This window comes from Bradyrhizobium sp. 186 (genome assembly GCF_023101685.1).
Lineage (GTDB): Bacteria > Pseudomonadota > Alphaproteobacteria > Rhizobiales > Xanthobacteraceae > Bradyrhizobium.
This window is the reverse complement of record NZ_CP082164.1, coordinates 9526234-9552714: the sequence shown is the minus strand read 5'-3', so window position 1 is coordinate 9552714 and position 26481 is coordinate 9526234. Positions and strand designations below refer to the sequence as shown.

Here is a 26481-nt window from a genome sequence, read left to right as displayed (position 1 = left end):
TTTCGCAATGTCCATGCCCGCCTTGTTCAAAGGGCGCCTCTCGATCCCCGTGATCGGTTCGCCGCTCTTCATCATCTCGGTGCCCGATCTCGTGATCGCGCAGTGCAAGGCGGGTGTGGTCGGCTCGTTTCCGTCGCTGAACGCGCGTCCGCCGGAGCTGCTCGACGAGTGGCTGGCGCGGATCACCGAAGAGCTCGCGGCCTATGACCGCGCGCATCCCGACAAGCCGTCGGCGCCGTTCGCGGTCAACCAGATCGTGCACAAGTCGAACAACCGGCTCGACCACGACATGCAGCTCTGTGCCAAGTACAAGGTGCCGATGATCATCTCCTCGCTCGGCGCGCGCGAGGAACTCAATCAGGCCGTGCACGGCTGGGGCGGCATCGTCTTCCACGACGTGATTAACCAGAAATTCGCGCACAAGGCGATCGAGAAGGGCGCCGACGGCCTGATCCTGGTCGCCGCCGGCGCCGGCGGCCATGCCGGCACCATCTCGCCGCTGGCGTTCGTCGCTGAAACGCGAAAATGGTTTGATGGCCCGATCGCGCTGTCCGGTGCGATCGGCAACGGCAAGGCGATCCGCGCCGCGCGCATTCTCGGCGCCGACTTCGCCTATATCGGCTCCGCCTTCATCGCGACCAAGGAAGCCAATGCAGTCGAGAACTACAAGGAGATGATCGCGGGCGCGACGGCCGACGACATCGTCTATTCCAACCTCTTCACCGGCGTGCATGGCAACTATCTGAAGCCGTCGATTCTGGCCGCCGGCATGGATCCGGAAAACCTGCCGACGTCCGATCCTTCCAAGATGAATTTCGGCACCGACGCCTCTGGCGAGCGCGCCAAGCCGAAGGCCTGGAAGGAGATCTGGGGCTCAGGCCAAGGCATCGGCAGCGTGGAGAAGGTCATGCCCGCAGCCGAGCTGATCGCGCGCTTCAAGAAGGAATACGACGAGGCGATCGATCCGCCGCTGTGATCCACGCTGTCGTTCGGCATCTCTCATCCGTCGTCCCGGACAAACGGAGCGCTGATCCGGGACCCATAGCCACAGGGAGTAGTTTGACGAAGACTCGAAGTTGAGAGCTTCGCGCCAAACTTCTCCATGGGGTAATGGCTCCCGGCCTTCGCCGGGACGACAGCTGAATTTCGGACTCCTAGCGTTTCAGCCAACAGAGATTTGAGCGATGACCGCCATCTACCGCGTCGACGGCAACAGCGTGGTCACGAGCCCCGATGCCGCGGGCCCGTGGGACCGATGCATGCAGCACGGCTCGGCACCAGCCTCGCTGGTGACGTGGGCGGCCGAGCGCATCCCGACGCAGGTCGCGGTGGATATCGCCCGCGTCACCATCGACCTGATGCGGCCGGTGCCGGTGGCGCCGCTCACGATTGCGACCGAGGTGTTGCGCGAGGGCCGCAAGATCCAGCTCTGCGGCATCAAGCTGCTCGCCGACGGCGTGCAGGTCGTCGGCGCGACCGTGCTCAAGATCAAGCGCCAGGCGCTGACCTTGCCCGACGACGTCAAGGCGCTGCCGGTCGAATTGCCCTCGCCCGAGGACTCGCTGGTCGAGGACGGCCACGCCGCCACCAGCCCGTTCGTGCGATCGGTCTCGATGCGTGCCGCGCGCGGCCGCTTCGGCCAGGCCGGCGCCGGTGCGATCTGGTTTCGCGTCGCCCATCCCCTGATCGAGGGCGAAGCGGTCTCGCAGGCGATGCGCGCGGTGGTCGCCGCCGATTTCTCCAACGGCACCGCCTCGACGCTCGACTTCCGCGCATGGACCTACATCAACGCCGACCTCACCGTGAGCTTTTCGCGCCAGCCGGTCGGCGAGTGGATCCTGCTCGACGGCGAATCCTGGATCGGTCCCGACGGCACGGGCCTTGCGATGTCGCGGCTCGCCGACCGGCAGGGCTATTTCGGTCGCGCGGTGCAGAGCCTCGTGATCGAGAAGCGGTGATCGTGACGGCCGGTACCCGCGGTCACTCCCGGATCCGTTTGAATGGCAGGCTTCCGCCGCCGCGGAAGGGATGCCCTGGTCGCGAACCTCTTCTTGTCCGGAGGCCTCTTGTTCGACGCCAGCGTCCTGCCAGTTCACATGCCGTAGACGATCTCGATCTCCCACAGCAAGACAATGATAGCCGTGATCAACGTGACCGCAGCCACCGCACTTTCCAAGGAAGCGACTCTCATTTTACACTCCGCTTCCCAGCCCCGTTAGCGGTCTAGTTGATTCGCTGATTCGCCCGCAATTGCGCGGGCATCGCGCCCGCGCAGTCCGTGGCACGTTGTTGTCGGGCGGCCACAACAACACCGTAAAATCCCGGGTGGAAACGCCGACATGCGCCGGCCTTTCGCGTGGCTCGTGTGTCAGGAACCGGCATTGCAATCTGGACGATTACCCCACCATCCGGTCCCGCCCGCTCCAGAAGATTGCGCGCAGCACCTTCTTGTCGACCTTGCCGACGCCGGTCATAGGCAACTGCTTGACGAACTGGATCTGCTTCGGTGCATGCGCCGGGCCTTTGCGCGATTTCACCAGGTTGATCAGCTCGTCGGGATTGGGCTGAGCCCCCTCGCGCGGCACGACGATTGCGGTGACCGCCTCGCCCCATTTCTCGTCGGGGATGCCGACGACCGCGACCATTGCGACGCCGGCATGCTGCGACAACACGTCCTCGACCTCGCGCGGGAAGATGTTGAAGCCGCCGGAGATGATCATGTCCTTCTTGCGGTCGAGGATGAACATGTAGCCGCGCTCGTCCTTGCGCGCGATGTCACCGGTATGCAGCCAGCCGTTCTTCAGTGTCTCGGCCGTGATGTCCGGCCGCTTCCAGTATTCCGCCATCACATGCGGGGCGCGCACGCAGATCTCGCCGGCGTCGCCGGTCTTCACCTCCTGGTCGTTGTCGTCGAGGATTTTGACCTCGCAGGCCGCGATCGGGAAGCCGCAGGATAAAAGCAGCTCCGGCGTCTTCGGATCATGGTCCGCCCTGCGCAGCACCGAGACGGGATAGCACTCGGTCTGGCCGTAGAGCTGCGAGAACACCGGGCCGATGCGCTCGATACCCTCCACCAGCCGGCTCGGTGCTATCGCGGAGGCGCCATAGAGAACGAGCTCCAGCGATGAGAGGTCGGTGTTGGGAAGCGCGGGATGGTCGAGCAGCACGTAGATCATGGTCGGCACGAGCAGGGTGAAGTTGATGCGCTCCGCGCGATGGTCGTCAGCACGGCCTCGGGATCAAAGCCCTTCAGCATGTGCACAGTGCCGCCGCGGATCAGGGTCGGCAGCACTTTCGTGCCCGCGACGTGGCTGATCGGCGCGACGGTGAGATAGCGCGCGGCCTCCGGGATCTCGAAATCGGCGAGGATTGCAGCGGCGTAGCCGCCATATTCGCGATGATAACGCAGCGCGCCCTTGGATTTGCCGGTGGTGCCGCCGGTGTAGTTCAGCGCGGCGAGGTCGTTCGGGCCAGCGAGGCAGCGCGGCGACGCATGGCCCGCGGTCTCGATGGCCTGCAAGAGATCGACGCCATAGTCGGCGGGTCCCATCGTGAAGACGGCTTTGAGCCGGCCTGCCTTGGCGGCGAGCTCGCCGCCGCGGTCACGGAACGCGGACGCATCGACCACCAGCATCTCGGCTTCGGAATCCTCGAGCTGAAACAGCTGGTCGTCCAGCGATCCGAGCGGATGCAGCCAGGTGATGCCGAGCCGCGACAATTGTGCGGCAACGCCCGCGCACCAGGTGTCGGCGCGGTTGGCGGTGAGGAAGGCCGCGCGGGCGCCGGGCTGAAGGCCAAGCCGCATGAACACGCCCTGGATGCGGCCGATCAAGTCGGTCGCACCCTGATAGGTCAGCGATCCGCTGGGCCAACTGAAAGCCGTGCGGCCGGGGTAACGCGCCAGCGCCCGTAGCGTCTGCGCGCAAACCGGAGGAAATGCGTAGAGCGGATCGGGCATATGTTTCCTCGTCGTTTTGTCATCGGCTTCTCGTCGTGCCAATGTTGCCGCAACGCTAGCACAATGAATGCGGCTGGAAACAGCAAAGCCGTAGGGAGGCATGTGTGAGGTCCGATCGACTGCACCATTTCCGCGATCGTCTCAGCCTGCCCCTGATCGCGGCGCCGATGTTTCTGGTCTCGGGCGTCGAGCTCGTGATCGCCGCTTGCCGCAGCGGCGTGATTGGCAGTTTTCCGACGGTGAATTGCCGCAGCACGGAACAGCTCGACGAGTGGCTCACCGAGATCGACACGCGATTGCAGCATCATGCCGACCGGACCGGGTGTAAGCCGGCGCCGATCTGCCCCAACCTGATCGTGCATCGCTCCAACGCGCGGCTTGAGCAGGACCTGGATGTGCTGCTGCGGCACAAGCCCGAGATCGTCATCACCTCGGTCGGCTCGCCCGCGCCCGTGCTGAAGCCTCTGCATGACGCCGGCGCGTTGGTGCTCGCCGACGTTGCCTCGATCCGTCACGCCGAGCGTGCGGCGGAAGCGGGCGCGGATGGGCTCGTTCTGCTTACGGCGGGCGCCGGCGGCCAGACCGGCTGGCTCAACCCGTTTGCCTTCGTCCGCGCGGTGCGCACATTCTTCGACGGCATCATCGTGCTTGCGGGTGGCATCAGCGACGGCTGCGCGCTGCACGCAGCCGAGGTGCTCGGCTGCGATCTCGCCTATATGGGCACGAAGTTCATTGCCACGCCCGAGAGCATGGCGGATGACCGCTACAAGCAGATGCTGGTTGCGAGCAGCGCCGACGACATTGTGCTGACCACCGCGTTCACTGGGCTCCAGACCAACATGCTGAAGCCGTCGATCATCGCCGCCGGCCTCGATCCGGACAACCTGCCGGCGCGCGGCGCGATCGATATCGGCAAGGACATCGACCTCGCCGCGCGCGAAACCCGTCCAAAACGCTGGCGCGACATCTGGAGCGGGGGGCACTCGACGTCGGGCGTCGCCGAGGTGCTCGCAGTGGACGATCTCGTCGCGCGGACGCTGTCTGAATATCGCGAAGCGCGCGGACGCTAGTTCTCTTCACCTCGCCCGCCGCTCACCCCGACCCCTCTCCCCGTAAGAACGGGGCGATGGAGAAGGCTGTACCGCCCAATCACAGCTAATCCCGGGCGCCTGCGCCCCGCCGCGCTTAACGGCAGATTAACCATCGCCGGTCAAGAATCCCCTCACGGCCGCCAATCGGGACCGAGAGGGACAGGCGATGGATTTCGATTTTCTCAACTCCAAGACACAGGCTTCGCTGGATGAAATCCGCCTCCGCGTGGCGCATGCGCTGGCCCGCCATCCGCTGTGCCGCAACGTGCGCTTCGACATCCTCAGCGTGCCCCGCACCCGCCGGGGCGGCAACTGGACGGTGACGCTGCAATCGGTCGAGCCGCGCGCGGTCTGGGAGGCTTCCGAGATCGTCGCGGATATCCAGGACGCCTATGATCTGGCGCTAGCGGCCTGATTTCGTTGATGTTTCCTGGCCATGTCGCCGCAGTCCGCGCGATTGCCGCCGCAATGGCACGGTTGAGCCTTAATTACCGCCCAGTTTCCGGGCTGTGATCACGTGGACTTGAAGCCGGACGCGGAGAGACGTTTGTCGAAAGCCATCACCATCGTCGTGCTGACCTGCTTCCTCGTTCTCGGCGCCGCCACCGCCGCCATTCTGGGCCGGGACAGCGTGCCCAGCGTCAACGCTGAGATGATCACGCAAGCGCCGCCGCCCAAGCCGTTCGCCGCCAACCGTGCCGCCAAGGCCGACCGGCTGCTTCCGACGTTGGCGCTGGCCTCGGCCGCGATCGAGCCGGTGCAGGTGCCGGCCGACAAGCTCTCGCAAATGCCCGTGTTGGCCGAGCCGCTGCGCCAGGCCTTTGCCGCCGCCACGCCGTCCGATTTCCCGATGCCGAAGGCGAGCGTGAACGAGGCTCCCGCCGCTGCAGAGGCTCCGGCCGTCGAAGCCCCGGCCAAGCCGAAAGTCGTTGCCAAGCCGCAGCCGCAGAAATCCTATTCGCTGCTCTCCGAGGTACAGATCTCGGGCATCAGGGATCGCCTGAAACTGTCGTCCTCGCAGGAATATTACTGGCCCTCGGTCGAGACCGCGCTACGCAATGTTGTCCGCAAGATTTCGGCAAACAAGCTCTCCAATCCGAACGCGCCGGGCGTGCCGATCGATCCGAACTGCGACGAGGTCCAGCAGCTGAAGTCGGCCGCGATGCCGCTGCTGTTCCAGTTGCGTGACGATCAGAAGGAAGAAGTGCGCAAGCTCACCCGCATCATCGGGCTGGAAAAGGTCGCGCAGCAAATCTGACGCGCGGGTTCCGTCAGGAACCTCCTCATATCAGGAACATCCGTCAATCCTGAGGCGTTGCCCGCTCCGAACAAGGAGTGGATCAATGCGCGCCTCGACAGCCTATTTCGTCGGTGTCGGATCGATCGTTGCGGCCATCGCCATTGGTCTCGGCGGCGGCATCGTCGCCGGCAATATCATGCATCCGACCGCGCCGAAGCAGGGCCCGGATACCGGCAAGACGGCGCAGCGCGCCGAGCCAGCGGCCGCGACGACCACGGCAAGCGCGCCGTCGGAGCGCGTCCAGTATCTCACCGGCTCGCAAACGTTCGGCGCGATGACCGCGGCGCCCGCGCAGGCGCAGGACGAAGCCAAACCCGAAGAAGCCAAGTCCGCCGCGCAAAACACTCAGGCCAAGACTGAACCCAAGACTGAACCGGCGTCTCCACCACCGCAGACCGCCGCGGCCGAGCCGTCCAAGCCCGTGTCCGCTTCGTCTCCGCAAGCCGCCAAACCCGCCGAGCAGCAGGCTTCGACGCAGCCCGCATCCTCGCCTGACAACGCCTATGCCAAGGCCAGGGATTCCGACGTGAAGCGTGCCGCCTCCGAACGGCGCCGAGTGGAACGCCGCGAGCGCTGGGCCGAGCGCCGCCACTACGATTTCCGCGCGCCACGCGGCATGCGCGATCAGACCAATTGGGATGACGTCGCGCGCAACGTCCGCGAAGATTCCGACGCGCGCGATTTCTCGGCCCGCCCGCGCAGCGGTTTCCCGCAGATCAGGCTGTTCGATCCGGACGACGACTGACGCTGTCGTCAGCCCACAATCGCCGCGGCCGCGCATTCGGCGATCAGGATCGTCGGCGTCTGAATGTTGCCGGAAATCATGATCGGGATCACCGAGGCGTCGGCGACATGCAGACCGTCGATGCCGCGCACCTGCAACCGTTGCGGATCGACGACAGCCAGATCGTCCGTGCCCATCCGGCAGGTCGAGGCAGCGTGATAGAGCGTGGTGCAATGGCCGCTTATATAGTCGGCGATCTCCGCGTCGCTTCTCGCTTCCGCACTCGGCGTGACCTCGCCCTCGATCATTTCCTTCAACGGCGATTGCGCGGCGATGCGGCGGTTGATGCGCACGCCCTCGATCATCGTGGCGATGTCGCTCCCGCTTGCGTCCGAGACGAAATAGCCGGGATCGATCGCGGGATACTCGATCGGATCGGCCGAGCGCAGCGTGATCTGGCCACGGCTGTTCGGCCGTTGCAGCGTCGCGTGCAGCGTGATGCCGGGCTTCGATGACAGGAAGCGGACATAGTCGCGGTGCGGGCTGATCGCGCCGTAGAGCTGAAGGTCGGGCTCGACGTCGCTGCGGCTCCTCACATGCGCACCGGCGGCGACCCAGGGCGAGGTGCGCGGACCGCAGCGGCTCGCCTGCCACTCCTGAAGGCTTTTGGCGAGACTTTCATCGGTCCAGGCGCCAACGCCGATCTTTTCCTTGGTGTAGAAGGTGATGGGGATATTGATGTGATCCTGGAGATCTTTGCCGACGCCGGGCAGGTCATGCACCACACTCACGCCGACTGCGTTCAATTCGTCGGCCGGGCCGATGCCCGACAGCAAGAGCTGTTGCGCCGAGCCGATAGCACCTGAGGCGAGCACGACCTCGCTCGCTGCGAAAGCGCTTTTCGGCTGTGCGTTCTCGAGATATTCGACGCCGATCGCGCGGCCGCGCTCGATGATGATGCGGGTCACGCGCACGCCGGTCTTCAGCGCGAGATTGGCGCGCGTCAGCGCCGGCCGCAAATAAGCCTTACCGGTGCCGAAGCGCTCGCCGTCCTTGATGACGAACTGGAAGAAGCCTGCGCCCTCCTGGGTCGCGCCGTTGAAATCGGGATTTTGCGGCAGCCCCGCGGCCTGCGCCGCCTCCAGCCATTTCAATTCATTCGGGTCGACGTGGGGAACGTCGGCAACATGGAGCGGGCCGCGCGTGCCGTGGAGGGGATCGTCGGTGAAGCGCGCGTTGGTCTCAAAGGCGATGAATTTCGGCAGCACGTCGCGCCAGGCCCAGCCCGCACAGCCCGCTTTCTCCCATCCGTCATAATCGGACGGCAGGCCGCGGATGTAGATCATCGCATTCATCGCGCCGGAGCCGCCGACCATCTTGCCGCGGGGCCAGAAGATCCGCCGTCCGCGGCAACCCTGTTGCGGCTCGGTGTAGAAGCCCCAGTCGACCGCCGTGTTGAACATCGTCGGCCAGTCCGACGGAATGTCCGAGGCGAATGGCGCAGCGTGGCCGGCCTCCAGCACCAGCACCTTGCGGAGCGGATCGGCCGACAGCCGGTTGGCCAGCACACAGCCAGCCGAGCCGGCCCCCACGATGATCGTGTCGTACATTGAAGTCGCTCCGCGAGTCACAGCACCATACCGCGGAGCGCTTGCAAGATTTGTGCTTCAAGAGAAGGAGCGCGAGGCCTTTCTTCCCCTCTCCCCTTGTGGGGCTCGCCGCGTAGCGGCGAGACGGGTGAGGGGCTCCATCAGCACGGAAAACTCTCGCGATGTCGACTCGCGGAGAGAACCCCTCATCCGGCGCTTCGCGCCACCTTCTCCCACAAGGGGAGAAGGAAGAAAGATCACCCGCCGTGCGACTCCACGACTTTGCGGCAGGCGTCCGAGAGCTTCGCCTTGTTCTCGCGCAGGCATGCATTCATCTGGGGCGGCTTGCCGATATGCTCAGCGCAGAATTTGCCGGCGTCGCCGCGGCAGGTCATCTGCTCCTGCGGCGTGGGACCGGATTGCGCTGCGGCGGGCAGGGCGGCGGTGGCGAGCAGCAGCACGGCAAGAACCGAAGTCTTCATAAAACACCTCTTTGATTGTCGTTGGGCCCGCTTGGGGATCGAGCGGGCCGGACCATCTCGCGGAGGTCAGTCGCCGGTCCATGCCATGTTCATGGCATCAGGCGGCGACGGTCGGGCCGCGACGCCTGCCGTACCCCCATCTTCATGGCATGTATCGGCGCGCCGTCCTTTGCCATTGAGACTGCACGTCGGCCGCGAGACCCGGTGATTGCATCAGGGCGCCGAACGGGAAGCAGGAGAGCAAGATGTCGAAGAAAGCAGGAGCGCTGAGCGCCGGGCTGACGGTCATGGCGCTGGCGGGTGCGGCAATGGTGTCGCTGGGCACGAGTCCGGCGCAAGCGGTGGTCTATTGCAAGACCGTGGGCGTGCCCAGGGGCTGCGTGGTGCGGCCGACCGCCGCGGTCGTGGTGGCGACGCCTGGCGTCGGCGCGCCCGGTGTCGGCGTTCGCGCGGGCACGCCGATGAATCGCGGCGGCCCGGTCAATCGCGTCGGCGTGCGCTGAGCGGATCCCCTCTCCGTGCCCCCCACACGTTCGGAGAGGGGACCTTTTCAGCCCGGGGCCGCGTCGTTGTCCGGAAAGATTTGCGGCAATTGCAGTTGCACGCGCGTGCCCGCGGCATCCGAGCTCAAATTGAGCACCGCGCCGCAGCGCGCGGCACGGCTTCTCATGTTGCGCAGGCCCCGCGTCGTCTGGCTTGCGATTGCGGCTTCGCCGGTGCCGGTCAGCGCAAAGCCCCTGCCGTCGTCCCCCACGCTGATCACGCCGTACGGCCCCTGGCCATTGTCGAGCGTCTCGATGCTGACGGCGATATTGCGCGCCTGTGCGTGCTTGACCGCATTGGTCACGGCCTCGTCGAGGATGCGCACGATCTGGATGACGTGCCATGGCCGGAGCTCAGAATGCAGCGGTAGGCCCTGCGGGGTCGCCACGCGCCAGTCGAGGGTGATGTCATGCGGCCGCAATTGCATCGCCGCGCGCTCGCGCCAGGAGCCGAGCGCCAGCATCAGGTCGCCGCCGATGTCGTCCATGGAATCGATGACGAGGCGAAGATCCTTCAGCGCGGCGCGCGCGGCGTCAGTGATGGTCGCGCCCTCATGCCCGCGCTCGGAGAGCGCGACGATGCTGACGAGCTGGCCGCCGAGGCCGTCATGCAGGTCGCGCATCAGCCGCGTGCGCTCGTTGGCGAGCGTGGTGGCCCTGGCGCGTTCCTCCTCGCGGGCGAAACTCGTCTTCAGCCGCTCCTCGGCCTCGCGCACGCGCTCGACAAGCTGGCCGGCAAAGCTGTCGACCTCATTCAGCGCGCGGGCGAAGCGCCAGGTCAGCCCGGCGCCGATCGCAACCAGCATCGCCGAATAGGACAGCCGCGTGACGAAGGTGCGATCGTCCGGCACGAACTCGAACACCGAGAGCATGTCGTGAAACCAGCAGGTCAGCACGATCGTGACGGCGCAGCCGAAGGTGAGGCTCGCCGCATCCTGCCGCCTGATCACCGCCTTGGTCACGATGACGGCGAGCAGCATCAGGCAAAGGCCGACGGTCGGCACGCCGAGAAACAGGAAGACGATGCGCGGCGCCGGCTGGCTCGCAAGCAGCCCGACGATCAGGATGATCACGCCTGGCGCGAACAGCAGCATGCCGTAACGCGGCCAGCGCCAGCCGAAGAACAGCACCGCGAACACGACGACCAGTGCGCTTTCGATTGGCGCCGACGCCAGCAATATGGCGGCGAGCCGCGGATACGGGGCAGGCGGCACCGGCGGCGGCACGAATGCCTGCACCGCGCCGACCAGCATCCCCGCCGCGAGCACGCCATAGACCGGTTCGCGGCGCCGCATCAGCCACATGGTCGCGAGGATCACGGCCAGCAGCGACTGCCAGGCGGAGAACACCACCGGCAGCGTGACGAACAGCAGCGTGCGCGTCTCGTAGGCTGGACGCAAGCTCGCGTCCGGCCCGACATAGACAGTGTCGAGAAAGCCCTTCAGTGGCCCCCATACGAACAGCCGCACGGTGAGCTGGTTCGAGCCGTCGTGAAGCAGCGCTGACGGGACCAGCGCGATCTCGGGCGTGTTGCGGTCGGGCCGGTTGGCGGTGGCATCGCGCCTGCTGTCGAGGATCACGACGTCGTTGACCGCGACCTCCACGCCGTTGCTGAAGCGCGGCAGGAATACCGACCACGCCGCTGCGGCGTCGTGCGCCCTGAAGGTGAAGGCGCCACTGTAGAGCGGCGGGTCGTCGAGCGAATATCGCGACGAGGTGTAATGCGGCAACGTCACCGGCCGCGCCGCACCGTTCTCCCGCAGAGAGAATTCGGAGACGGCGTAGTCGTCGGGATCGTCCGGCGGCACCAGCCGCAGTACCAGGATGGTGGCGATCACGATCAGCAGCTGGAGCAGGACATAGGAAACGAGGCGCGAGAACCGCCGCCGCCGCAGCGCCTGCGCCGTGACCATCGCCTTTGCCGCGACCTCGCTCACGGCCTGGCTCACAGCTTGATCAGGCCCTGCTGCACCGCCTCGAACACGGCCTCGCTGCGCGTGTGCACCTCGAGCTTGCGGTAGATGTTCTTGATGTGCCCGGGCACGGTCTGCCGCGACAGGCCGAGATGGCCTGCGATCTCGGCGTAGCTGAAACCCTTGGCGATGCCCCAGAGGATATCGATCTCGCGCGGGGTAAGCTTTGCCGTGTTGAGCGCGGGGCCCGGCGGCGGCTCGACTGACCCTTGCGCGGTCCCTTGTGTTCTGCGCACGATGAAGCGCGCGATCGAGGCCGAGATCGGCGAGTGCCCGGCGACCAGATCGCGCACGGTGGTGGCGATGTCGGTCGGGAAGGCGTCCTTGAGGAGATAGCCGGTCGCGCCCACCGTGATTGCGGAGATCACGCTCTCTTCGTCGCCGAGCGCGGAGATCACCATGATCTCGGTGTCGGGAAAGCGCCGCCGGGTCTCGCGGATCAGCTCGACGCCGTGGCCGTCGGGCAGCCGCAGGTCGGTCAAGAGCACGCGCGGCGCGCTGTCACCAAGCGCGGAGCGGGCCTCCCCGAGCGTGCCCGCGGTGCGCACCTCGTAGCCGGCCTTGACCAGCGCGTCCTGGAGCCGCCAGCAGGTCGGTGCGTCGTCCTCGACGAGGAGGATGGTGATGGCCTCACCGCTCTCGCCCTGTTCGGTCATGATCATGGTCCCGGCTGCGTGTCCCCTGCGGCGCAAGGCCAAGCTTAACCGCGGGGCGAAGGTCGCGACACCCATAATCATGGGGGCGCAGTTTCTGACCTTCCCTCGGAAGGGGCCGAGGGGAGCGCGGCTCGCTTCTGGATCGACCGCGCGAAGCACGGGCGCAGCCGGCCTTGTCGCTATTTGCTCGCCAGCGGTGTTGTCGGCTTGTCCGCCGGCATCGACGGCGCCGGCAAGCGCTGGACCTTGATCTTCGCTGTGCCACTGTTGTTCCTGTAGTACAGGTCGGGCGGTCCCTGGATGATGTCGAGCCATGACGGAATCATCCATTCCGGAAGCAGTCGCGGGAAGATCTGGACGGCATCGTTGACGTAGAAGAACAGCTCGCCCGAGTCGGGAGCGACGAATTCCGCGACGACGCGGCCGGCCAGTGCCTGCTTCTTCCAGACCTGTTGCGCCTCGTCGAGCATGGCCGCCGGGATCGGTTCGAACTTGCCGAGTCCGTCGAGCCTGCCCTTGAACGCGTCAGTATCGTCGAGCCGAACGGGATACCGGTCCTTTCTTCTGCTGATGTCGTCCTCCGCAGGCAGGGTCGGCTTCATCCGGCGCGGCAATTCGTCGGCGGGCATCACGTTGACGGCCTTGAGCGGCAGGTCGTTGATGCCCTTGGTGCCAACGCGCACGACGGGCTGGAACCAGTCCGCACCGAACAGGCGTCGCTCCGGCAGGGCGAGGTAGTGATGCGGCTCGTAGGTCTGAAATCCGTTCACGCCGCTCATGATGGTGCGGTCGAACCAGGGCTCCTTGATCTCGACGAAGACGCGGTATTTGCGGCCCTTCTCGACCGCGAGGCCGCTCCACCAGCAGAACTCCCTGGTGTCGAACGGGCCGCGCGCATCGATCGACTCATCGGGCACCGGAGTCCCGGTCTGAAGCACGGAGGAGTCCTTGATCGCCGGCGGCGAGCAGACGGCTCCCAAAGCGAGGCGTCCGGTGAGCAGGCTGCTCGATGCAATCAGCGCCGCCGAGCCGAAGATCGTGAGCAGGAAGACGGCCGGCACCAGCCCTTTGGCGATGACCAGGCGCGCGGGCCCGGCATTCATCCGCATCCAGTGGCCGAACTGCATCAACGCGGCTGGCTCACTGATGTGGCTCTGGCTCGCCCTGCGGTGCGGCGTATTCCAGGCGAGACGTGCGCGTTCCTGGATGGTGTCGCGCAGCTCCGAGTTTTTGTTCCAGACCCACAGCGTGATGATCGCGACGATCGAGGTCAGGAAAGGATAGTAGGTCGCGATGTTGAGCCACGGCGCCGCGTAGGACGGCAGAACGTCCCTCAACAGATTGGTGAGCGGCGCCACCACGGCGCCCAGCACCCAGTCGATGTTGGTGATGACTGACAGCGTGCCGGTACCTTCCAGGGCGCGGTCCTCGGACCACTGCACCAGCGCATGCGCGATCCACGGCCAGGCGGCGATCACGACGACCATAAACAGCAGCGAGAAATAGGCGACGCGCCGCCACCACACGGTGTCGCGCGTCAGGCTCGACATGGCGGCGTCGGGTGTGCTCATCGCCGCGAAGGCCTTGGCTTCCTTCTCGCGTCGCGGCCCCGTGGCCTTTGCCAGATAGGCGGCTTTCATGACCTCGCGCGTCTGCTGCTCGGCGAGTTCCTTGTCCTCTCCATCCGGCCGCAGCGGCAGCTTCGATCCGTTCGGCAGCAGCACCAGGGAGTCTGCCGGAAGCATGATCGGCGCGTAATCGTCGCAGCCGAGCAGCATGCGCTCGATGACCGCGAAGTGCACGACCGGCAACCCGCCGTTCACGTTGCCCGCGAGGACCGGGCGCGGCCCGTAGCGGTACAGCACCGCGGCGCCGCCACGTGAATCATGCATCGGTCCGATCGCCGATTGATACTTGCTGAAATGCTCGATCGTACCGTCCTGGAAGCGGAGCTGGCCGCTGAGCTGCTCGACCATCCAGACCAGCGGCACGAAGGACAGCGTGCAATCCGGATAGCCGCCGCCGATGTCGGAATGGACGCCCGTAAACCACACCTCCTTGACGACCTGGTCGGTGGCCAGATGGCTCTGGTCGATCCGGAGCGGATGGAAGGTGGTGCGCTCGTCGTCCAGCGCGAGCGCGTGGCAGGCATGCTTCACCTTGTGCGAAAGCTGGTGGTTGCGGAACGTGATCGGCCAGATCGCCCAGTCGATCGCGACGCGCAGCTCCTCGATCGGGACGCCGAATGCTTCGACGGTGTCGAACAGTCCGAGGAAATCGATCTCGACGTTTTCACGCGCCCTGCCCATTGCCGCACGGACCTTGGTGTAGGAGCGGTGCCCGCAGACGAAATGATAGATCATGAGCAGGAGGTCACGGATCCAGCGCGCGATCCATATTGTCGGCAGGCTCTTCGACAGTGGAACCGTGGCGCGACGATATTCGCGCCAAGCGGCCATGACGTTGCGCTCCATCTCCGCATGCGAGACCGGATCGGCGCCGATCACCGCCGGCACCAGGCCCTGCGAGGAGATCAGGGCCGCCAGCGTGCGCGCCGTGAAGGCGCCACGGCTGAAGCCGAAGATGTAGATCTCGTCGTCCTCGCGCCAGTTCCAGCACAGGAAGCGATAGAGCTTGCGGACGTTGGAAGGCACGCCGATGCCGGTGGCGCCGTCGAGCGCGGCAAGCGGCGCCCAGCCGGCGGTGCCGACGCCCTTGATGTAATGCGCGATCTGGTCGGGCTGGGTATGGTCGAGCGCCTCGTAGAGACGCCAGACGCTGGATTCCTGGCTGGTGAATGCGTTGCCCGTGCCGTCGGCGAACAGCACCAGCTTGCGTCTTGACGGGGCGGCGGCCGTGGTCCCGCCGGCCTTCGTATCGCTGTGTGTGTCTTCCGGTCTGGCAGAATCCGCGTTCAGCGCGCCATCATGGTGCGACATGAGCCCTCCGGCAATTCGACCGGGGAAGCGCTTCAGGCCTGAGCCGGGCGGCACTTCCCGGGTTCAATCAATGGTTGCGTTATGCAATACAGGTGCATTCTGCGCACAGTCGCGCTGAGGTAGCAAGCGCGATCGCGCCGCCTTGCCGTGGCGGGTCGCCGCGGAATGACGATTGAAGCAGTGTCGGGCGCGCGCCTCTCCCCGGCGAGCGGACGCCGACAGCGGCGAGGGGGAAGTGAGGCCTCGCTTTGCGCAGGGTGGGTTAGCGAAGCGTAACCGACCTTTTTCTCATCAGGCGACCGGGGGTTGCGCCTTCGGCTCAACCACCCTACGAAACGTCCACCCGCGGCGGCGGATATCTTCGCGCCAGCGCCGACAATGGCAGGTGCCGCTCGCCTTCCGGCAGCTCCAGATAGGCCAGCACGAGCGGCCGTTTCCAGTCGCCAACGCCGAAATCCATCGCCATCCACTTCTGCGGTTCGGGGCCCTCAAGGCCCCTGACCCAGACGAAGTAGCGGGGGAGGTCGTCGGCGTCCGGTTCTGTCGTGCGTCTCCTGGCCATCAAGCTGCTCGCTGCATCGACACCCGTTGCCCGTAGGATATAGGCATCGGCTCGGTGAAGTCGAACTCCCTGCCGCGGGCTCTCCGAAGCCGAACCGGTTGCTGAATGGGTAGGTCCAAAGATATGAGCGAAACCATGATCGATGGCTGGGGTGACGCCTCGGAGGTGACGAAGAAACTGATCGGCTCCTGGTCGTTCAACCGTGTTATCGAAGGTCAAGCTACCATGCAGGGCATCGCGATCCTCACGCCCTTGGAGGAGGGGCGGCTGGCCTATCGAGAACAAGGAAATCTGAAGCTGTTGAACGGCACCGAGTTGCAGGCAGAGCGCGACTACATCTTCACCAACAGCGACAGCGGATTCGAGGTTTTCTTCAAGGAGGATCCGCCGCGGCTGTTTCACGAGATCTCACTGTCTGCCCCCTCGGGAGGAGAGCTGAGCGGAAGCGCGCGCCATCTTTGCAATCTCGACAATTATCAGTCGACTTACATCTTCCTGCCGAATGGTCGCTTTGTCGTTCGTCACGTGGTGTCGGGTCCACGCAAAAACTACACGATGATCACGACTTACACGCGGGTCCGGTGACGCTCGCTGCCGCTTTGCGGCGTCACTGCCAGAGCTCGCAGGTTGCCACGCGGTTGATGTCGGCGAGCCGGCGGTCGGTGTCGGCGTGAAGATCGAGGCTTGCAACCAGCGTCAGCAGGCGGTCGTAGGCTTGATCCGCGACGTTGACCGGCAGCGGGACCTCGTCAAAAGCCTCGACATAGCTGCCGACGAGACCGCTCAACAGGCGACACAGGCCGCGCTGGGCGGGGTCGTCGCGGCCGAGCGTCTCGAGTTTTTGCTGGAAGATCCGGAAGGTCCACAAACCGTGGTGCTGTTGCGAAAGCCACGCGTGCAGGTCGTTCATATGAGCCTCTTCGGTGAGTGAAGAAGCTAACGGCTTATACAGTGGAGATGTGACGATTGCCAGGGAGGGGGTGGCCATGTCGGCCCTGCTTCGCTAAGAGGCTTCGCAGGGCAAGCTTCGTCGCTTCGCTACGCGAGAGCGGAGGCTGGCCGCGCCAAGCGTAGCTCGCGAAGCTTGGTGCCCCTGGCCGGAATCGAACCAGCACTCCTTGCGGAACTCGATTTTGAGTCGAGCGCGTCTACCAGTTCCGCCACAGGGGCCCTCGGTCGGCCCTGAAAGGGAGGGCGTCGCGAAGCCGGCGGACTATAGCCATGGACAAAGCGGGGTCAACCCGCGCCAAAGTGATCCCCGCCGTTCTCGACAGCCGCATGGGCCGGCGCTAGAGCCTTAAGGCGACGTCCCATCCGAAAGAGGCTGCCGTGGCGACCCAGAATGCCGCAATACCTGCGTTCAGGCCGGCTGCGAGCGGCTCCGCGCTGACCGCCTCGCTCGCGGTCGCGCTGATCGCCGCAGTGACGATCGCAGGTGCCTGGTTCTTCCAGCTTGTGCTGGAGATCCTGCCCTGTCCGCTCTGCCTGGAGCAGCGCTACGCCTATTATCTCGCGATCCCGCTCGGCGCGCTCACGGCCCTTGCGGCGAGAGGCGGCGCGCCGCGGCCCCTGCTGCTCGCGGGCCTTGCGATCCTCGTGCTGGCGACGCTCGCCAATGCCGGGCTCGGCACCTATCACTCAGGCGTCGAATGGGGATTCTGGAAGGGGCCGACCGATTGCTCCGGTCCCGTCGCTAATCTCGGCAGTGCCACCGACCTGCTCTCGCGGCTCGACACCGTGAAGGTGGTGCGCTGCGACGAGGTGCAGTGGCGCTTCCTCGGCCTCTCGCTCGCCGGCTACAACGTGCTGATCTCGCTGCTGATGGCCGCGATCGCCGCGTGGGGATTTGTGCGGACGGTGAATCGGGGTTGATCACCTCGCCCCGCCCCTCTCCCCGCAAGAGCGGGGCGAGGGAGAAGAGGCGCCACCTAATCATCCACATCGTCCTGCGTGCGCCCGAACAAGTGCACGATGCCCGGGGTCGCGATCGTCACGAACACGAAGCGCGACAGATGATGGGCGCCGACGAAGATCGGGTCGATGTGGAGTGTCAGCGCCAGCGCCAGCATGGCGTCCATCGCGCCGGGCGCAAAGGCGACGACGACGTCGGAGAATTTCACCTGCGTGGTGAGCGCCACGATGCCGACGAAGACGGCGGAGACGGCGATTGCCACGGCAAATGAGCCCAGCGCCGCATTGATGTGGCCGGCGAGCGTCTTGATCCGCATTCGCGCGAAGCGGCTGCCGATCAACGCGCCGATGCCGACCAGCGCCACGCCGCGCCCCCAGTTCGGCAGGCCGCCCTCGACCCAGCCCGCGCCATGCAGCACGCTGGAGGCGATCATCGCGCCGAACATCCAGCTCGCCGGAAATTTGACCAGCCGCAGCAGAAGCGCCAGCGCCAGCGAGGCGGCGACCAGCTCGACGAGCTCGAGCGGCGAGGCGATCGTCGCGGTCAGCGACGGCGCGGCGGACGGCGCGACGCCTGCCAGCGCCAGCACCATCGGCAATGCCGCGGTGAGGATGATGACGCGCATGGTCTGCACCACCGCGATGCCCGGAAGGTCGGCGCCGCGCTCGACCGCCAGGATCGTGATCTGTGACAGCGCGCCAGGGCTGCCGGCAAGGAACGCCGAAGTGCGGTCCCAGCCGTGGATACGCTGGAGGTAATAGCTCGAGCCGAACGTCGAGCAGAAGGTCGCGAGCGCCAATAGCCCGATGGTCAGGGGATAGGCGCCGACCTGCTGAATCAAATGGCGCGAGACGACGGAGCCCAGCGAAATGCCGAGCAGCACCAGCACAATCTGGGTCAGGAGCGGCGGCAGCATGAGCTGGCGCCCGGCAATCGCGGCGATGCCGACCGCGATCATGGAGCCCGAGATCAGCCCGCCGGGAAGGCCGGCGACCAGAAACACCAGGCCGCCGGCCGTGCCGATGACGAGCGTCTCTACCGTGCTCAAGATCTTGGCACGGCTCGGTAATTCGAACGGCAGGGAGGCGGTGATTTGCTTCACGCCACCTTATCGCAAATCGGCGCGAGGCGCACAATTGCGGCTACGTCATGCCGCAATGCGCGCGCCTCGCGCCGAAGCCGAGAGGAGGATCCTGACGGATTTACTTCTTGTCGGCGGCGGGAGCGGCAGTGCCGACCTTCGCGCCCTTGATGCACTCGGAGCGGAATTTCTTGCGCTCCTTGCCATGCAGGCCCTTGGCGTCGGCCTGCTTGGAGCATTCGAGCGACTCGGCCGAGTGCTCCTTCGGCGCCTTCTTGTCTGCGGGGGCGGCGGTTGTCGTCTTGGTATCGGTCTTGGCAGCCGGTGCGGCGGTCTGGGCGAAAGCGGCGCCGGTTGCGAGCAGGGAGGCGAGGGCGACGGCGGCGAGGCGGGACGTGAGGGTCATGGTGTTGCACTCTTCTTGCGAGAATTGTGAAGGGCGCGAAGGTCGGCTCGCGTTGCTGAACGCGACATGAATAATGCAAACGGTAGGATCACTATATTTTCGCCGCGAACGCCATCGCTTCCTTGTCGGAAGCCGCGAGCACGTTAGGATAGCAATCCTCGTTTCGCTTCCGTCGGGGAAGACCAAGGAGGAGACCAGGGATGACCATTCAATCAAGATTGTTGTGTGCGGTTGCGGTGTCGGGATTTGCCGCGTTGGTGGCCAGCGGGCCGGCGCAGGCGCTGACTTCGCAGGAGTGCAGCGCGAAATATCAGGCGGCCAAGAAGGACGGCTCGCTCGGCACCACAAAGTGGAATGACTTCCGCAAGGCCCAGTGCGGTGCGGATGCAACGCCCGCAGCTGCGCCAACCGCGGCTGCTCCGGCTGTGCCCGCGGCTCCGGCCGAGCCGAAGCAGGCCAAGAAGGAGGCGGCCCCCGCTGCCGCTCCGACTCTGCCGGCCGGACCCGCGATCTACCCGAACGCGGTGGACCCGAAATATGCCAAGGAGACCGCCGGCAAGGCCCGCCTGCACACCTGCGTCGACCAGTACAATGCCAACAAGACCACCAACGGGAATGGCGGCATGAAGTGGATCGAGAAGGGCGGCGGCTACTACAGCGAATGCAACAAGAAGTTGAAGGGCGCCGCCTGAGGCTTCGAGACGACGCAGAGGCCGGAGTAAAGCTCCGGCCTCTCTCGCTTTAGTCCAACAATTTCTCGGCCGATTTCGCCACGAGCTGCGACCGCTTGCGCGCGCCGCGCTCGACGAACAACAGGCTCTGGCCGAAGATGAAACAGTAGAACAGGAAGGCCTGCGCGTCGGCGTCCTCGGCCGCCAGGCCAGTGGCGCGATAGAGCTCGGCAACGTGCTTGAGCCGGGCCGCGTCCACGCTCGCCACCGCCGCCGCCGCGCTCTCGTCCGAACGGGCCCACTGCCGGATCGCAAGCTCGATCGCCATGCCCTCGGGGTTCAGCCGCTCGGAATAGAGCTGGATCACCGCCTTCAGCCGCTCGCGGGGGGCTTGTCCGTCGAGGCTCGTCTGCTGCGCGATGGCTGCTGCGCGCCCCTCGCGCCAACGTTCCAGCATGGCACCGAGCAGCGCGGCACGGTCGGCGAAGCGGCGGTAGAAGCCGCCCTTGGTGACGCCCAGGTTCTTGGCGAGCACCTCGACCCGCACCCCTTCGACCCCCGAGCGGGCGAACTCGGTAAACCCCGCCTCGACCCAGACATCGCCCTTGCCGTCGCTCATGATGGAAGCCTCGCCGGTTCTTGATACGGTGCCGTATTGCTAACGCGGAAGGAGGCTGATACGCTACCGTATCAATAATCAGAGGGCAGGGACTTGCGATGGAGCAGGAGGCGACCAATCGCGGCGCGGTCTATCCGTGGCACATGGATCGTGGGCTGCGCAAATCCGCGCCGTTCGCCGACGCCGTCCGCGAGATCGTCATGAAGCAGCTCGCCGAGCCGGCAGAGGTGTAAGCCATGGCTGCATTCGAGCCGAAAAACCCGGACTACCGCACGGCTGCAACCGCCCTGATTGACGGCCAGCCGGCGATGCGCACGCTCGGCATCTCGATCGTCCACCTTGCGCCCGGCGAGGTCGAGCTGGCGATGCTGCATTCGCCTGCGTTTACGCAGCAGAACGGCTTTGTTCATGCCGGCATCATCACCGCGGGGCTCGACAACGCATGCGGCGTGGCTGCCTTCACGCTGATGCCGCGCGAGGTCGACATCCTCACCGTCGAGTTCAAGACCACGCTGCTCGCACCCGCCCGCGGCGAGCGCTTCGTGTTCACGGCCGAGGTTATCAAGCCCGGCCGCACGCTGACGTTCTGCGAGGCCAAGGCCTTTGCCGAGCACAACGGGCTGACGACGCTGATTGCCACCATGTCCGGCACGCTGATGGCGATGCTGCCTCGCGTTGCGGCTTCGCAGGTGCTGAGCACGGCGCACGCACAGCGCGACGATTGACAAGCCTGCCGGCGCATCCCTTGATGCGACCGTCATGCTTGCGAGTCTCAGCCTCATCCTGCTTTGCCAGTTGATCGGCGAAGCCGTCGCGCGCGGCCTCGGGCTGCCCTTGCCGGGGCCCGTGCTCGGCCTGCTGCTGCTTCTGATCCTGCTGCTTGCGCGCGACCGATTCGCGCCACTCGCGCGCGGACCGCTGCGCGATGGCGGTGTGGAGACGGCGAGCAAGGGCCTGCTCGCCCATCTCTCGCTGCTGTTCGTGCCGGCCGGCGTCGGCGTCGTGCAGAAGCTCGATCAGCTCGCGTCCCACGGCGTCGCCATCGTCCTTGTGCTCGCGCTTTCGGTGGTCCTCACCCTGCTTACGACCGTCCTGACATTCCGCCTGGTCAGCCGCCTGCTCAGGCAACAGGACGCGCAATGAAGGACAATCCGTTCTCGCTCTGGGTCTATCTCTCGCAGTCGCCGCTGCTCTGGCTGACCGTGACGCTATTGGTCTATGCGAGCACGGATGCGGTGTCGCTGGCGACGCGGCGGCATCCGCTCGCCAACCCCGTGCTGCATGCGATGTGGATCATCGGCGCATTCCTGCTCGCGACCGGAACCTCTTACACGACCTATTTCGCCGGTGCGCAGTTCGTGCATTTCCTGCTGGGGCCCGCCACCGTCGCGCTTGCGGTGCCGCTCTACGAGAACCGCGCGCGTGTGGTCGCCTCCATCGTGCCGATGCTGGTGGCGCTGGTCGCGGGCTCGGACACGGCGGTGGTGTCGGTGGTGCTGCTGGCAGAGCTCGCCGGCCTGCCGCGCGACGTGGTCTTGTCGTTGGCGCCGAAATCGGTCACGGCGGGCGTTGCCATGGGCATCAGCGAATCCCTGCACGCCGATCCCTCGCTGACCGCAGTCTCCGTCATTCTCACCGGCATCATGGGGGCGATCATCGTGACCCCGTTGATGAACCGCACCGGCATCACCGATTTCCGGGCGCGTGGTTTCGCCGCCGGCCTTGCCGCGCACGGCATCGGCACCGCCCGCGCGTTCCAGGTCGACGAGATCGCCGGTGTATTTTCCGGTATTGCCATGAGCATGAACGCCTTGGTGACCTCGTTCCTGGTACCGCTGGCGGTCACGCTGCTGGTGCGATGACATTGCGACCGCAACGCTCTATATGACCGGTAACAATTCCCGGTCCCAAACCGTATCTGCTGCGATGGGACCGAAACGGGACGAGATATGACTGGATTCAGGAACAAGAGCCTCGGGCCGACGCGGCGTGCGGCGCTGACGCTGATCGGGGTAGGCGCCCTCGCAGCGGGCGGCATCGCCTCGGCGCGCGCGGCTGCCGACGATGACGAGGTGCTGACCGAAGCCAAGGTGCTGCGCGACGCCGACGTTCCCGTCGCCGGCAATCCCGACGGTAACATCACCATCGTCGAATGGTCCGATTACAACTGCCCCTATTGCCGCAAGCTCGAGCCGGAGCTGCGCCAGGTCATCCAGGACGACGGCAAGGTGAGGCTGGTGATGAAGGACTGGCCGGTCCTCGGGCCGGTGTCGGTCACGGCGGCGCGGATCGCGCTCGCGGCAAAATTTCAGGACAAATATCACCAGGCCCACGACGCCATGATGGGCGTCAGCTCGCGGCTGACCGAGCCGCGTATCAACGAACTTCTGGCCGGCGCCGGCGTCGACATGGACCGCCTGAAGCGCGATCTCACCGAGCACGCCCAGGACATCGATGCCGTCCTCAAGCGCAACAACGACCAGGCCGAAGCCTTCGGCTTCCGCGGCACCCCGTCCTTTATCGTCGGCAAGTACCGCGTGCCGGGCGTGCTCAGCATGACCGAGTTCGAGCAGGTCATCGCCGACGCCCGCAAGGCCAAGATGAACTGAGGCGCTAGCCTCACTAATCGCAGCCGACACAAAGGCGCCGCCGCGGATCGCGACAGCGCCTTGTTCATTATTCAGCGACGTTACTTCGAGGAGATGCGGACCCAGCCCTTGTGCGCGCGGTCGCGCAGCGAGTCCCAATCGGCCTTGGCGACATCCCAGTTCACGATGGTGCGATTGGTGGTCGCAACCTCGCCGTTGGCGACGGACGACGTCTGCATGGAGTCATAGACATAGACGCCGCAGCCGAGCAGCAGCGCGCCCAAAATCATTCCAAAAAAAGTCTGCATGGCGAACCTCCGGTGACCGCTGATAACGTGGATCGCGTAACTCGGTTCCCTCGGCACGCCTGCGGCTGTTGGAGTTGTGGTGACGATTGAGAGGCAAATCCGGCCAGGTCGGCCCTATGATCGTGGATTAGGTCTGGGGGATTCGCTATATTCAGGTCAATGACAGTCACCGCCCCCGAACGCCTAATCGACGAGCTCGGCCGCAAATACCTCTGGTGGCGGGAGGTCGATGGGCGGCCCTTCTCCGAGGGTCGCGTCATTGCGCAGATCATGAATTTCGCGACATATGACGACATTCTCCAGTTGGAGGCGACCATAGGGCAGGCACGGCTCACCGACGTCATGCTTCATTCAGAGCCGGGCTGGTTCAGCGATCGCTCTTGGGAATTCTGGCGCGGGCGTCTGTCATTTGCGACAGGCGCGGCACTGCCGGAAAAGGCGCCGCGAAGGGCATTCGATGCCGCGACGCCTTGAGCCGAAACTGTCGATCCTGCCTGCGGCTCAACGCGAAATCTGGCCGTCCCTTGCTCCTTCGGGCGGTTTACGATTTGTCCTCTGCGGTGGAACGGCTGTTGCACTTCAACTGGGGCATCGAGAGTCGCTCGACTTCGACTTCTTTTGCTCCGCTCCGTTGGACAAGGAAGAAGTTCGGTCCCAGTTCGGATTCGTCAACGGCGCCGCCATTCTTCAGGATGCGCCACCTTCGCAGTCTGAGCGCGACCGATCGTCGGATCCTGCGCGAGGCCCGGGATCGCGTGCGCGCGTTGCCTGACGTGACTCTCAAGCAGGGCCTACTATGATGGCTCCTGTCCTCCATTCAGCCATTGCAGCAGCTTCGCATTGATCTCGCGCGGATAGGTATGGCTGAGATCGTCGATCTCGCGATAGGTGACGTCCGCGCCGGCCACTGAGAGCGCTGCCCGTGTCTGGCGTGCGGTCTGCACCGGAAACATCCAGTCGAGCTTGCCGTGGGTGATGAAGATCGGCAGGCCCTGCATGCGCGCAGCATCGGCCATTTCGGCCATGAGCGGATGAAAGGTCGCGGACACCGGCGCAAGATGCGTGAAGGGCGAGGCGCCGTCGAGCCCGCTGACGTAGCTGAAGGTGCCCCCGTCGCTCACGCCGGTCAGCAGCAGGCGCGAGGCGTCGATCGTCCAGCGGCTGCGCACGGTCTCGAGGATGCGCATGAGATTGGGCGTGTCGGTGTCATCGCCCATCAGTGCCCAGGTCTGGCCGGTCGCGGTCGGTGCCACCAGGATCGCGCCCAAGCTGCGGGCATCGCGCAGCCAGCTCCACAGAAAGCCGCGTCCGTTGCCGCTGCCGCCATGCAGCGCCATCACCAGCGGCCATGCACGATCGGGTGCGTAATATTCGGGCACATAGACCGAGAAGCCGCCGCGGCTGCCGGACTCGTTGTGATCGTGGAAGATGCCGGTGTGCTCGCTCGCACCTGCCTCCAGCCGCGTCAGCAGGTCCTCATCATCGCGCTTCGCCGCATTGAGGAAGAAGCTGCTCACCGGCGGAAATTGCACCGCAAGCGGATACAGCGCCTCCTGCGCGCGCGGCACGTGGCGCAGCGCGCGGAAGACGGCGACGAGATCGCCATTGCCGCGCTCGACATCGCGCAGGCCGGCGAAGGCGGCGAGCGTCTCATTGCAGGCGCGATCCAGCCGATCGCGCAGGCCGGCAAACTGTCCGGGCCACTCTCCGAGCGCCGCGCGTGCCGCTTGCAGCGCCTCGTCGGGCGCGCCGATCGCGTTGATCACAGAGGCGAAGGCCGGCGGATGCAAATGCCGCTGAAAGAAGCCCAGCGCTTCCAGCGCCTTGAGCAAGGGAGGCAGCACGGCCACGATGTCGTCCGCCACGGCCTCGGTCATCGCCGCTTCCTCAGTTTGGGTCAGTGCAGCTTCGGCGCCTTCAGCAGCTTGAAGCGGTCGGTCGACGTCACCCTAACGTCGAACGTGACGCCTTCATGGTGCACGGTGAGCGGCACGTCGACGCCGGCGGCGCCGAGCCCCCACATCTTCTTGTAGAAGGCCGTCTGGCTCGTGACCTTGTCGCCGTCCACCGCGAGGATGACGTCGCCGGTCTTGAGTTCGGCGCGGGCGGCCGGACCGTTGGCGGAGATCCCGATCACCACCACGCGGTTGTCGATCTCGGTCGAATAGAGCCCGAGCCAGGGACGGGCCGGCTTGTTGACGCGGCCGAACTTGCGCAGATCCTCGAGGATCGGGTTCAACAGGTCAATCGGCACGATCATGTTGACGTGTTCGGCCTTGCCGTCGCGCTCACGCTCGAGCTGGAGCGAGCCGATGCCGATCAACTCGCCGCGTTCGTTGAGCAGCGCCGTGCCGCCCCAATTGGGATGAGCGGGATAGGTGAAGACGGCTTCATCGAGCAGATATTCCCAGTAGCCGGCGAATTCCTGCTTGGCCACGATCTGGCTCGCGAGCGATCGCGTGCGCCCACCGGCGCCGCCGACCACGACGCGGTCGCCGAGCCGGGTTGCGGCGGACGAGCCGAACGGCAGCGGCGCGACGTCGAGCCGACCGAGCGCCTGCACCAGCCCGAAGCCGGTCACGGCATCGAAGCCGAGCACATGTCCCTCCATCACGCGCCCGTCGCCGAGATGCAGCCACACTGATTCTGCTTCGGTGATGAGATAGCCGATGGTGAGCACAAGCCCGTCGTCGATCACGACGCCGTTGCCGGCGCGCTCGGTGCCCAGCGTCTCGGCGCTGAAGGCGTCCGGTGGGATGATGGCATGCAGGCCGACGACGGAGGCGAGCGCGCGGTCGAGATCGAAACCGTAGTCGCTCGCCCGCGGCTGATTGGCCGGCGGCACTCTCCATTCGGTCAGAGCGGGCATGGAGTTCTCCTGGCTGAGAGCATCGCTCCGCCATTGCTGGGGAACGGCGCGCGACGCAACCATAATTTAGGCCCGAGGAGGCCGTCTTGAAAGCCTCGTTCCCAACTATTCCAGAGACCATCGTGTGAAATCTTCGAAAGGCACTGGAACGGTTCGTGCACAGTCGGCAGGCGGCCCTCTATCCGGCATCGGCCGCATGGCTGCTGTCCGG

At 65.6% G+C, this 26481-nt stretch carries 29 protein-coding genes, 1 tRNA gene and 1 pseudogene; 16 read left to right on the top strand and 15 right to left on the bottom strand.

Features of this window, described 5'->3' with window-relative positions; translation table 11 throughout:
• Positions 1-7 precede the first annotated feature (7 nt).
• Together IVB18_RS45565 and IVB18_RS45560 are read left to right on the top strand one after the other, a co-directional pair.
• Entirely contained in the window at positions 8-976 is a 969-nt protein-coding gene (locus IVB18_RS45565) for a nitronate monooxygenase family protein (protein WP_247986579.1), read from the top strand.
• A 208-nt stretch (positions 977-1184) separates the two neighbouring features.
• On the top strand, positions 1185-1958 hold the full coding sequence (locus IVB18_RS45560; RefSeq protein ID WP_247986578.1) for a thioesterase family protein: 774 nt from the start codon (positions 1185-1187) through the stop codon (positions 1956-1958).
• 438 nt (positions 1959-2396) lie between these two features.
• Here IVB18_RS45560 and IVB18_RS45555 read toward each other — a convergent pair.
• Positions 2397-3958: pseudogene (locus tag IVB18_RS45555) on the bottom strand (AMP-binding protein).
• Positions 3959-4062: 104 nt separating this feature from the next.
• Here IVB18_RS45555 and IVB18_RS45550 point away from each other — a divergent pair.
• From IVB18_RS45550 to IVB18_RS45535, 4 genes are all read left to right on the top strand, one after another.
• Positions 4063-5028 carry a nitronate monooxygenase gene (locus IVB18_RS45550; protein WP_247986577.1) on the top strand — a complete coding sequence of 322 codons (966 nt, stop codon included), beginning with the start codon at positions 4063-4065 and terminating at the stop codon, positions 5026-5028.
• Positions 5029-5215: 187 nt separating this feature from the next.
• Positions 5216-5464: a hypothetical protein gene (locus IVB18_RS45545; RefSeq protein WP_247986576.1), complete on the top strand. Its 249-nt coding sequence runs from the start codon at positions 5216-5218 to the stop codon at positions 5462-5464.
• A gap of 132 nt (positions 5465-5596) precedes the next feature.
• Positions 5597-6307: a hypothetical protein gene (locus tag IVB18_RS45540; RefSeq protein WP_247986575.1), complete on the top strand. Its 711-nt coding sequence runs from the start codon at positions 5597-5599 to the stop codon at positions 6305-6307.
• A gap of 85 nt (positions 6308-6392) precedes the next feature.
• Entirely contained in the window at positions 6393-7094 is a 702-nt protein-coding gene (locus IVB18_RS45535) for a hypothetical protein (protein ID WP_247986574.1), read from the top strand.
• An 8-nt stretch (positions 7095-7102) separates the two neighbouring features.
• On the opposite strand, the gene IVB18_RS45530 is transcribed toward IVB18_RS45535, so the two are convergent.
• Together IVB18_RS45530 and IVB18_RS45525 are read right to left on the bottom strand one after the other, a co-directional pair.
• Positions 7103-8683, bottom strand: coding sequence for a GMC family oxidoreductase N-terminal domain-containing protein (locus IVB18_RS45530; protein WP_247986573.1), 1581 nt, complete (start codon positions 8681-8683; stop codon positions 7103-7105).
• Between the two features lie 236 nt (positions 8684-8919).
• Positions 8920-9144 carry a hypothetical protein gene (locus tag IVB18_RS45525; RefSeq protein ID WP_247986572.1) on the bottom strand — a complete coding sequence of 75 codons (225 nt, stop codon included), beginning with the start codon at positions 9142-9144 and terminating at the stop codon, positions 8920-8922.
• A 245-nt stretch (positions 9145-9389) separates the two neighbouring features.
• On the opposite strand from IVB18_RS45525, the gene IVB18_RS45520 reads away from it, so the two are divergent.
• Entirely contained in the window at positions 9390-9647 is a 258-nt protein-coding gene (locus tag IVB18_RS45520; protein WP_247986571.1) for a hypothetical protein, read from the top strand.
• Positions 9648-9694: 47 nt separating this feature from the next.
• On the opposite strand, the gene IVB18_RS45515 is transcribed toward IVB18_RS45520, so the two are convergent.
• The 4 genes from IVB18_RS45515 to IVB18_RS45500 all read right to left on the bottom strand — a co-directional run bounded on the left by IVB18_RS45515 (position 9695) and on the right by IVB18_RS45500 (position 15816).
• Positions 9695-11623, bottom strand: coding sequence for an ATP-binding protein (locus IVB18_RS45515; protein WP_247986570.1), 1929 nt, complete (start codon positions 11621-11623; stop codon positions 9695-9697).
• Positions 11624-11631: 8 nt separating this feature from the next.
• Positions 11632-12315, bottom strand: coding sequence for a response regulator transcription factor (locus tag IVB18_RS45510; RefSeq protein ID WP_247986569.1), 684 nt, complete (start codon positions 12313-12315; stop codon positions 11632-11634).
• A 179-nt stretch (positions 12316-12494) separates the two neighbouring features.
• The gene (locus IVB18_RS45505) at positions 12495-15254 is read right to left on the bottom strand and encodes a DUF2235 domain-containing protein (protein WP_247986568.1); all 2760 of its coding nucleotides are present in this window, start codon (positions 15252-15254) and stop codon (positions 12495-12497) included.
• A 328-nt stretch (positions 15255-15582) separates the two neighbouring features.
• Positions 15583-15816, bottom strand: a complete 234-nt coding sequence (locus tag IVB18_RS45500; RefSeq protein ID WP_247986567.1) for a hypothetical protein — start codon at positions 15814-15816, stop codon at positions 15583-15585.
• Between the two features lie 135 nt (positions 15817-15951).
• On the opposite strand from IVB18_RS45500, the gene IVB18_RS45495 reads away from it, so the two are divergent.
• On the top strand, positions 15952-16401 hold the full coding sequence (locus IVB18_RS45495) for a DUF6314 family protein (RefSeq protein WP_247986566.1): 450 nt from the start codon (positions 15952-15954) through the stop codon (positions 16399-16401).
• Between the two features lie 22 nt (positions 16402-16423).
• Here the strand turns inward: IVB18_RS45495 and IVB18_RS45490 are convergent, their stop codons facing one another.
• Positions 16424-16726, bottom strand: coding sequence for a hypothetical protein (locus tag IVB18_RS45490; protein WP_247991888.1), 303 nt, complete (start codon positions 16724-16726; stop codon positions 16424-16426).
• Positions 16727-16901: 175 nt separating this feature from the next.
• Positions 16902-16986 (bottom strand) — tRNA-Leu (locus IVB18_RS45485).
• A gap of 159 nt (positions 16987-17145) precedes the next feature.
• Here IVB18_RS45485 and IVB18_RS45480 point away from each other — a divergent pair.
• The gene (locus tag IVB18_RS45480) at positions 17146-17688 is read left to right on the top strand and encodes a disulfide bond formation protein B (protein WP_247986565.1); all 543 of its coding nucleotides are present in this window, start codon (positions 17146-17148) and stop codon (positions 17686-17688) included.
• Positions 17689-17744: 56 nt separating this feature from the next.
• On the opposite strand, the gene IVB18_RS45475 is transcribed toward IVB18_RS45480, so the two are convergent.
• Both IVB18_RS45475 and IVB18_RS45470 read right to left on the bottom strand, forming a co-directional pair.
• Complete coding sequence (locus IVB18_RS45475) at positions 17745-18830, bottom strand: AbrB family transcriptional regulator (protein ID WP_247986564.1); 1086 nt, start codon at positions 18828-18830, stop codon at positions 17745-17747.
• 100 nt (positions 18831-18930) lie between these two features.
• Positions 18931-19215, bottom strand: a complete 285-nt coding sequence (locus tag IVB18_RS45470) for a PsiF family protein (RefSeq protein ID WP_247986563.1) — start codon at positions 19213-19215, stop codon at positions 18931-18933.
• 200 nt (positions 19216-19415) lie between these two features.
• On the opposite strand from IVB18_RS45470, the gene IVB18_RS45465 reads away from it, so the two are divergent.
• The gene (locus IVB18_RS45465) at positions 19416-19907 is read left to right on the top strand and encodes a hypothetical protein (protein ID WP_247986562.1); all 492 of its coding nucleotides are present in this window, start codon (positions 19416-19418) and stop codon (positions 19905-19907) included.
• Between the two features lie 49 nt (positions 19908-19956).
• Here IVB18_RS45465 and IVB18_RS45460 read toward each other — a convergent pair whose 3' ends face one another.
• A complete protein-coding gene (locus tag IVB18_RS45460) occupies positions 19957-20505 on the bottom strand; it encodes a TetR/AcrR family transcriptional regulator (RefSeq protein WP_247986561.1) in 549 nt (182 codons plus the stop codon).
• Positions 20506-20603: 98 nt separating this feature from the next.
• Between IVB18_RS45460 and IVB18_RS51790 the strand changes: the two genes are divergently transcribed.
• From IVB18_RS51790 to IVB18_RS45440, 5 genes are all read left to right on the top strand, one after another.
• The gene (locus IVB18_RS51790; RefSeq protein WP_256476660.1) at positions 20604-20738 is read left to right on the top strand and encodes a hypothetical protein; all 135 of its coding nucleotides are present in this window, start codon (positions 20604-20606) and stop codon (positions 20736-20738) included.
• 3 nt (positions 20739-20741) lie between these two features.
• The gene (locus IVB18_RS45455) at positions 20742-21230 is read left to right on the top strand and encodes a PaaI family thioesterase (protein ID WP_247986560.1); all 489 of its coding nucleotides are present in this window, start codon (positions 20742-20744) and stop codon (positions 21228-21230) included.
• A gap of 34 nt (positions 21231-21264) precedes the next feature.
• Positions 21265-21648 carry a CidA/LrgA family protein gene (locus IVB18_RS45450; protein ID WP_247986559.1) on the top strand — a complete coding sequence of 128 codons (384 nt, stop codon included), beginning with the start codon at positions 21265-21267 and terminating at the stop codon, positions 21646-21648.
• A complete protein-coding gene (locus IVB18_RS45445) occupies positions 21645-22367 on the top strand; it encodes an LrgB family protein (RefSeq protein ID WP_247986558.1) in 723 nt (240 codons plus the stop codon). Before IVB18_RS45450 ends, IVB18_RS45445 begins: the two co-directional genes overlap by 4 nt.
• An 87-nt stretch (positions 22368-22454) precedes the next feature.
• The gene (locus tag IVB18_RS45440) at positions 22455-23114 is read left to right on the top strand and encodes a DsbA family protein (RefSeq protein ID WP_247986557.1); all 660 of its coding nucleotides are present in this window, start codon (positions 22455-22457) and stop codon (positions 23112-23114) included.
• A gap of 80 nt (positions 23115-23194) precedes the next feature.
• On the opposite strand, the gene IVB18_RS45435 is transcribed toward IVB18_RS45440, so the two are convergent.
• Positions 23195-23401, bottom strand: coding sequence for a hypothetical protein (locus tag IVB18_RS45435; protein WP_247986556.1), 207 nt, complete (start codon positions 23399-23401; stop codon positions 23195-23197).
• 159 nt (positions 23402-23560) lie between these two features.
• On the opposite strand from IVB18_RS45435, the gene IVB18_RS45430 reads away from it, so the two are divergent.
• Positions 23561-23875 (top strand): hypothetical protein, encoded by a 315-nt coding sequence (locus tag IVB18_RS45430; RefSeq protein WP_247986555.1) that lies wholly within the window; start codon positions 23561-23563, stop codon positions 23873-23875.
• A gap of 320 nt (positions 23876-24195) precedes the next feature.
• Here the strand turns inward: IVB18_RS45430 and IVB18_RS45425 are convergent, their stop codons facing one another.
• Both IVB18_RS45425 and IVB18_RS45420 read right to left on the bottom strand, forming a co-directional pair.
• Entirely contained in the window at positions 24196-25278 is a 1083-nt protein-coding gene (locus tag IVB18_RS45425; RefSeq protein ID WP_247986554.1) for a phospholipase, read from the bottom strand.
• Positions 25279-25298: 20 nt separating this feature from the next.
• A complete protein-coding gene (locus tag IVB18_RS45420) occupies positions 25299-26270 on the bottom strand; it encodes a S1C family serine protease (protein ID WP_247986553.1) in 972 nt (323 codons plus the stop codon).
• Positions 26271-26481: the final 211 nt, after the last annotated feature.

Excerpts from the sequence above, each read along its gene's own strand:
- IVB18_RS45565 (WP_247986579.1), top strand. The coding sequence starts at position 8 with ATGTCCATGCCCGCCTTGTTCAAAGGGCGCCTCTCGATCCCCGTGATC.
- IVB18_RS45560 (WP_247986578.1), top strand. The coding sequence starts at position 1,185 with ATGACCGCCATCTACCGCGTCGACGGCAACAGCGTGGTCACGAGCCCC.
- IVB18_RS45545 (WP_247986576.1), top strand. The coding sequence starts at position 5,216 with ATGGATTTCGATTTTCTCAACTCCAAGACACAGGCTTCGCTGGATGAA.
- IVB18_RS45535 (WP_247986574.1), top strand. The coding sequence starts at position 6,393 with ATGCGCGCCTCGACAGCCTATTTCGTCGGTGTCGGATCGATCGTTGCG.
- IVB18_RS45530 (WP_247986573.1), bottom strand. The coding sequence starts at position 8,683 with ATGTACGACACGATCATCGTGGGGGCCGGCTCGGCTGGCTGTGTGCTG.
- IVB18_RS45525 (WP_247986572.1), bottom strand. The coding sequence starts at position 9,144 with ATGAAGACTTCGGTTCTTGCCGTGCTGCTGCTCGCCACCGCCGCCCTG.
- IVB18_RS45520 (WP_247986571.1), top strand. The coding sequence starts at position 9,390 with ATGTCGAAGAAAGCAGGAGCGCTGAGCGCCGGGCTGACGGTCATGGCG.
- IVB18_RS45510 (WP_247986569.1), bottom strand. The coding sequence starts at position 12,315 with ATGACCGAACAGGGCGAGAGCGGTGAGGCCATCACCATCCTCCTCGTC.
- IVB18_RS45505 (WP_247986568.1), bottom strand. The coding sequence starts at position 15,254 with ATGTCGCACCATGATGGCGCGCTGAACGCGGATTCTGCCAGACCGGAA.
- IVB18_RS45500 (WP_247986567.1), bottom strand. The coding sequence starts at position 15,816 with ATGGCCAGGAGACGCACGACAGAACCGGACGCCGACGACCTCCCCCGC.
- IVB18_RS45495 (WP_247986566.1), top strand. The coding sequence starts at position 15,952 with ATGATCGATGGCTGGGGTGACGCCTCGGAGGTGACGAAGAAACTGATC.
- IVB18_RS45490 (WP_247991888.1), bottom strand. The coding sequence starts at position 16,726 with ATGAACGACCTGCACGCGTGGCTTTCGCAACAGCACCACGGTTTGTGG.
- IVB18_RS45470 (WP_247986563.1), bottom strand. The coding sequence starts at position 19,215 with ATGACCCTCACGTCCCGCCTCGCCGCCGTCGCCCTCGCCTCCCTGCTC.
- IVB18_RS45465 (WP_247986562.1), top strand. The coding sequence starts at position 19,416 with ATGACCATTCAATCAAGATTGTTGTGTGCGGTTGCGGTGTCGGGATTT.
- IVB18_RS45460 (WP_247986561.1), bottom strand. The coding sequence starts at position 20,505 with ATGAGCGACGGCAAGGGCGATGTCTGGGTCGAGGCGGGGTTTACCGAG.
- IVB18_RS51790 (WP_256476660.1), top strand. The coding sequence starts at position 20,604 with ATGGAGCAGGAGGCGACCAATCGCGGCGCGGTCTATCCGTGGCACATG.
- IVB18_RS45455 (WP_247986560.1), top strand. The coding sequence starts at position 20,742 with ATGGCTGCATTCGAGCCGAAAAACCCGGACTACCGCACGGCTGCAACC.
- IVB18_RS45450 (WP_247986559.1), top strand. The coding sequence starts at position 21,265 with ATGCTTGCGAGTCTCAGCCTCATCCTGCTTTGCCAGTTGATCGGCGAA.
- IVB18_RS45445 (WP_247986558.1), top strand. The coding sequence starts at position 21,645 with ATGAAGGACAATCCGTTCTCGCTCTGGGTCTATCTCTCGCAGTCGCCG.
- IVB18_RS45440 (WP_247986557.1), top strand. The coding sequence starts at position 22,455 with ATGACTGGATTCAGGAACAAGAGCCTCGGGCCGACGCGGCGTGCGGCG.
- IVB18_RS45435 (WP_247986556.1), bottom strand. The coding sequence starts at position 23,401 with ATGCAGACTTTTTTTGGAATGATTTTGGGCGCGCTGCTGCTCGGCTGC.
- IVB18_RS45430 (WP_247986555.1), top strand. The coding sequence starts at position 23,561 with ATGACAGTCACCGCCCCCGAACGCCTAATCGACGAGCTCGGCCGCAAA.
- IVB18_RS45425 (WP_247986554.1), bottom strand. The coding sequence starts at position 25,278 with ATGACCGAGGCCGTGGCGGACGACATCGTGGCCGTGCTGCCTCCCTTG.
- IVB18_RS45420 (WP_247986553.1), bottom strand. The coding sequence starts at position 26,270 with ATGCCCGCTCTGACCGAATGGAGAGTGCCGCCGGCCAATCAGCCGCGG.